Here is a 1,522-nt window from a genome sequence, read left to right as displayed (position 1 = left end):
AATAACCGGATTTACCAGGTCACTCCCCCTACACGCTTAAACCGGGACAACCGTCGCCCGGCTAGCCTAGCCTTCTCCGTCCCCCCTTCGCAGTAACACCGAGTACAGGAATATTAACCTGTTTCCCATCGACTACGCCTTTCGGCCTCGCCTTAGGGGTCGACTCACCCTGCCCCGATTAACGTTGGACAGGAACCCTTGGTCTTCCGGCGAGCGGGTTTTTCACCCGCTTTATCGTTACTTATGTCAGCATTCGCACTTCTGATACCTCCAGCAACCCTCACAGGCCACCTTCAACGGCTTACAGAACGCTCCCCTACCCAACAACGCCTAAGCGTCGCTGCCGCAGCTTCGGTGCATGGTTTAGCCCCGTTACATCTTCCGCGCAGGCCGACTCGACCAGTGAGCTATTACGCTTTCTTTAAATGATGGCTGCTTCTAAGCCAACATCCTGGCTGTCTATGCCTTCCCACATCGTTTCCCACTTAACCATGACTTTGGGACCTTAGCTGGCGGTCTGGGTTGTTTCCCTCTTCACGACGGACGTTAGCACCCGCCGTGTGTCTCCCGTGATAACATTCTTCGGTATTCGGAGTTTGCATCGGTTTGGTAAGCCGGGATGGCCCCCTAGCCGAAACAGTGCTCTACCCCCGAAGATGAGTTCACGAGGCGCTACCTAAATAGCTTTCGGGGAGAACCAGCTATCTCCCGGTTTGATTGGCCTTTCACCCCCAGCCACAAGTCATCCGCTAATTTTTCAACATTAGTCGGTTCGGTCCTCCAGTTAGTGTTACCCAACCTTCAACCTGCCCATGGCTAGATCACCGGGTTTCGGGTCTATACCTTGCAACTATTCGCCCAGTTAAGACTCGGTTTCCCTACGGCTCCCCTATACGGTTAACCTTGCTACAAAATATAAGTCGCTGACCCATTATACAAAAGGTACGCAGTCACACCACGAAGGTGCTCCCACTGCTTGTACGTACACGGTTTCAGGTTCTATTTCACTCCCCTCGCCGGGGTTCTTTTCGCCTTTCCCTCACGGTACTGGTTCACTATCGGTCAGTCAGGAGTATTTAGCCTTGGAGGATGGTCCCCCCATATTCAGACAGGATGTCACGTGTCCCGCCCTACTCATCGAACTCACAATTAATGCATTTTAGTGTACGGGACTATCACCCTTTACTGTGCGACTTTCCAGACGCTTCCACTAACACAAGAACTGATTCAGGTTCTGGGCTCCTCCCCGTTCGCTCGCCGCTACTGGGGGAATCTCGGTTGATTTCTTTTCCTCGGGGTACTTAGATGTTTCAGTTCCCCCGGTTCGCCTCATACGACTATGTATTCATCGTATGATAGTGCAACGAATTGCACTGGGTTTCCCCATTCGGGTATCGCCGGTTATTACGGTTCATATCACCTTACCGACGCTTATCGCAGATTAGCACGCCCTTCATCGCCTCTGACTGCCTAGGCATCCACCGTGTACGCTTAGTCACTTAACCTCACAACCCGAAGGTGT

General features: G+C 52.6%; 1 rRNA gene (cut by a window edge). It reads right to left on the bottom strand.

The features are described 5' to 3' along the window. Positions 1-1,505, bottom strand: a 23S ribosomal RNA gene (locus AC2FC2_RS26755) (it extends 1,501 nt beyond the left edge of the window). Positions 1,506-1,522 lie beyond the last annotated feature (17 nt).

Source organism: Serratia sp. CoH_122_TC_1 (assembly GCF_058191755.1).
The sequence above is the reverse complement of the archived record's forward strand: the minus strand, read 5'-3'. Positions and strand labels throughout refer to the sequence as shown.